Below are 3206 nucleotides of genomic sequence, written 5' to 3'. Positions count from 1 at the left end.
AAAAAAAAAAAAAAAAAAAAAAAAAAAAAAAAAAAAAAAAAAAAAAAAAAAAAAAAAAAAAAAATTACTATTTTTTAAGCAATTTTAACCTTTTCTTAGCCACTTCTCTTACATATTTATCATTATTGCTATTATAAATGTCCTCTAAAACATTTGCATTTTGAATATTTTTACAGGCAGCTTCACGAATCTTTGCATCTTGATCATTCAAAGCCAAATCAACCAAAATCTCTTGATTCTTTATTTTGGAAATGGCTTCAATACGGGCATCATTAAACTGTCCATTAACTGAAAAGTCTTCTAAAAGAGGTTTGTCCTTGATTTTTCTAATTGAATTCAATCTAATATTTGAATTTTCATTGTCCTTTGCAATTTCACATAAGATTTTTTCGGATTTGATTTTACTGATTGCTTCAAGTTTAGTGTCCAAATAAAGAGATTCTTCACTTATATTTACTAAAATATCCTCATTTTCAATAACTCTTATGCTTAACTTACTGATTTCATCATGTTTTGAAGAATTGGCAACAGCCTTTAACTTTTCTTCATAATCCAACACTGAAATGCCATTATCAATATAATTTTCCTTATTTGAAATTAGTTTATTTAAAGCATTTTTACCTACAATTAAATCATCATCAATACAAACATCAATTAAATTATCCAAAGAATCAATTTGCTTAATAGCTTCACTTCTTACAAAACTATCGCTTTCTGAAGTGTAGATGTCCTTGATAATATCTTCGTTTTCAATAGCTTTTATAGCTTCAATTCTCACAAACTTATCTTCATCATTTAAGGCTATTTCCTTCAATAGATTTTCATCATTTATTTTTTCAGTTGCCTTAATTCTTGATGCTGAATCCTTAGAATTCAATGCCAAATCAATCAAGTCATCATCATTATCCAATTTTTCTATTGCAGCTAACTTAACATGGTCGTTTTCTTCATTAAATGCAATTTCCTTAATCAGTTCATTATTTTCTTCAGCATCCAATTTATTTAATGCTTCAGCTCTTATGAACTTATCATAACTGGAATCTGCACAAATCTCAGATAATATGTCCTGATCGTTAAAGCTTTCCTTAGTGATTATTAGATTGATCATTTTAGTGTCAGTTGTATCCTTTAAGATTTTAGCTAAAATCTGATTGTTCTCTATCTTTTCTATAGCAATAAGTCGCACTTTCTGGTCTTTTGCATTAGTGCAGATATCCATTAACACCAATTCATCATTGATTTCACGAAACTGCTGAAAGCCTGTTTTTTCCTTTCTTATCATATTTTGCAATCTCAGCAAATACATTATCGATCTTTCCTAATTTATCAAAGGCCATTTGTCTAACATCAGTATATTTAGCGTTATATGCCAATTCTTCTAATATATTTGGATCGGTAATTCTAGAAACAGCAATGGTTCTAACAAATCTGTCCTTATTGTCCATAGCCAAATCTTCCAACAGGTCTTGAGATTCAATTTCCATTACTGATGCAATTCTGTTGTTTCTGTTTCTAATGAGATAGGGCTATTTCCTTAAATGTCTCATCTTTTAATATTTCTTCTGGCTTTCTTTTATCGTTTTGAAGATGTTTCTCTTTAGCAATTGCAATATCTTCTGGGCTTATTGTTTTGATTGAGTCGAAATCAATATAATCCTTATTCTTTTTATTTCTATTTAAGGATAATTTCTTAAATCTTTTTTGAGAATTTTCCTCTTCTTTTTTTGCCTTTTTCTCATTAGATTTATCTTTTCCTTTATTATCCTTTTTATCCACTTTTTCCTTCTTATCTTTTTTTATAAAATCAAATAAGCCCATTATTTCACCAAAAGTATAATAATTAGATATTAATCCGTTAAATGTTTTTTTTTTAAGTAATTTAAATTGTAAAATTAATTAATTTAAATTACTAATTTTTATAATTTAATTAATAAATTAAATATATTAAATAAATTTAATTGCTAAATTTTATAAATTAAATAAATAAATTAATTAAATTAAATAAATATATCAGTTTAAATCATTAGATTAAATTTATTTATTCCTCTTTTTTAAATTTTTTCTCTAAAACTATGATGATAATGAAAGCTATAACAGCAAGGACTATACATGGAATCCAGGATCCTTGTACGGTTGCAGTAATTTTCATTACTGGAAGTCTTAAGGTTCCAAGCATAATTCCAATTAAAAATGCCATTGTAGCAGATTCATAGTTTTCAAGCAAATAGTTTAAAAGCTTTGAAAATCCTAAGATTCCTATCAAAGCGCCAGCACAAAATACAATAATTTCAACAAAATTCAATGTATTTAAGGAATTCAACATATATTGATATTGTCCAAGAAGCAATAACAAGAAAGATCCAGAGATTCCAGGCAATATCATAGCACATATTGCTATAAGTCCGGAGAAGAACAATACAATTAGGCTATGGTTGGCTGCTATTGGATTCAATCCTACAAAAATATATGAAAGAATTACTCCAATTACTGTAATGATAATCAATTTTAACTTTAAACCGCCTAATCTGGTGTATAATATATATGCAGAAGCTAAAATCAATCCTAAAAAGAATGAAAATGTATATGCAGTTTGAGTTTCCAGCAAATAGCTGATGACTTTAGCCAATGTGATGAATGCAATTCCTATTCCTAAAATTAATGGAATAAACAATTCAAAGTCTATCTCTTCAATCAATTTTGCTTTAAATTCTGAAAAGTCACCTTTCAATAGTGGCTTGATAAAGCCAAATTTTATTCTGCTGATTGCATTTATCAAACGTTCATATCTTCCAGTGATTAAAGCTATAGTTCCTCCTGAAACTCCAGGAACTATATCTGCAGACCCCATAAAAAGGCCTCTAAAGAATATTAAAATCATCTCTTTAAAATCAAAATTCATAAAATTCCTCTAAATAAATTTATATTAATTACAATATATTCTATTATCTTTAAATATCAAATCTAAAATTATCTAAATTAATCAAGATAGTCTAAACAATCTAAAATTATCTAAATTAATCCAGTTTAAATATTCGGAATTACTTAAATATTTTATATTAATATAAAATTAATCTAAATATTTAAATAAATCTAAATTAATCTAAATTACAAGATTTCTGTATTTTCATCTGAATCTAAGTTGATATTATAGGCATCTGCTCCTATATTATCTAAGTTATTTTCATTAATTTCAATCGCTGATATTG

General features: G+C 26.4%; 4 protein-coding genes. All 4 read right to left on the bottom strand.

Going from position 1 to position 3206, the window contains the following annotated elements:
• Positions 1-67: 67 nt before the first annotated feature.
• Positions 68-1282 carry a hypothetical protein gene (locus QZV12_RS07900; protein ID WP_295619897.1) on the bottom strand — a complete coding sequence of 405 codons (1215 nt, stop codon included), beginning with the start codon at positions 1280-1282 and terminating at the stop codon, positions 68-70.
• Positions 1242-1484, bottom strand: a complete 243-nt coding sequence (locus QZV12_RS07895; RefSeq protein ID WP_295619894.1) for a hypothetical protein — start codon at positions 1482-1484, stop codon at positions 1242-1244. The genes QZV12_RS07900 and QZV12_RS07895 overlap by 41 nt, the downstream gene beginning before the upstream one ends.
• Positions 1485-1512: 28 nt before the next feature.
• Entirely contained in the window at positions 1513-1818 is a 306-nt protein-coding gene (locus tag QZV12_RS07890; protein ID WP_295619891.1) for a hypothetical protein, read from the bottom strand.
• Between the two features lie 220 nt (positions 1819-2038).
• Positions 2039-2848: a DUF368 domain-containing protein gene (locus tag QZV12_RS07885; RefSeq protein ID WP_295620089.1), complete on the bottom strand. Its 810-nt coding sequence runs from the start codon at positions 2846-2848 to the stop codon at positions 2039-2041.
• Between the last annotated feature and the right edge of the window lie 358 nt (positions 2849-3206).

The sequence above is a fragment of the uncultured Methanobrevibacter sp. genome, from assembly GCF_902769175.1.
In the GTDB taxonomy this organism is placed as follows: domain Archaea; phylum Methanobacteriota; class Methanobacteria; order Methanobacteriales; family Methanobacteriaceae; genus Methanobrevibacter.
The sequence above is the reverse complement of the archived record's forward strand: the minus strand, read 5'-3'. Positions and strand labels throughout refer to the sequence as shown.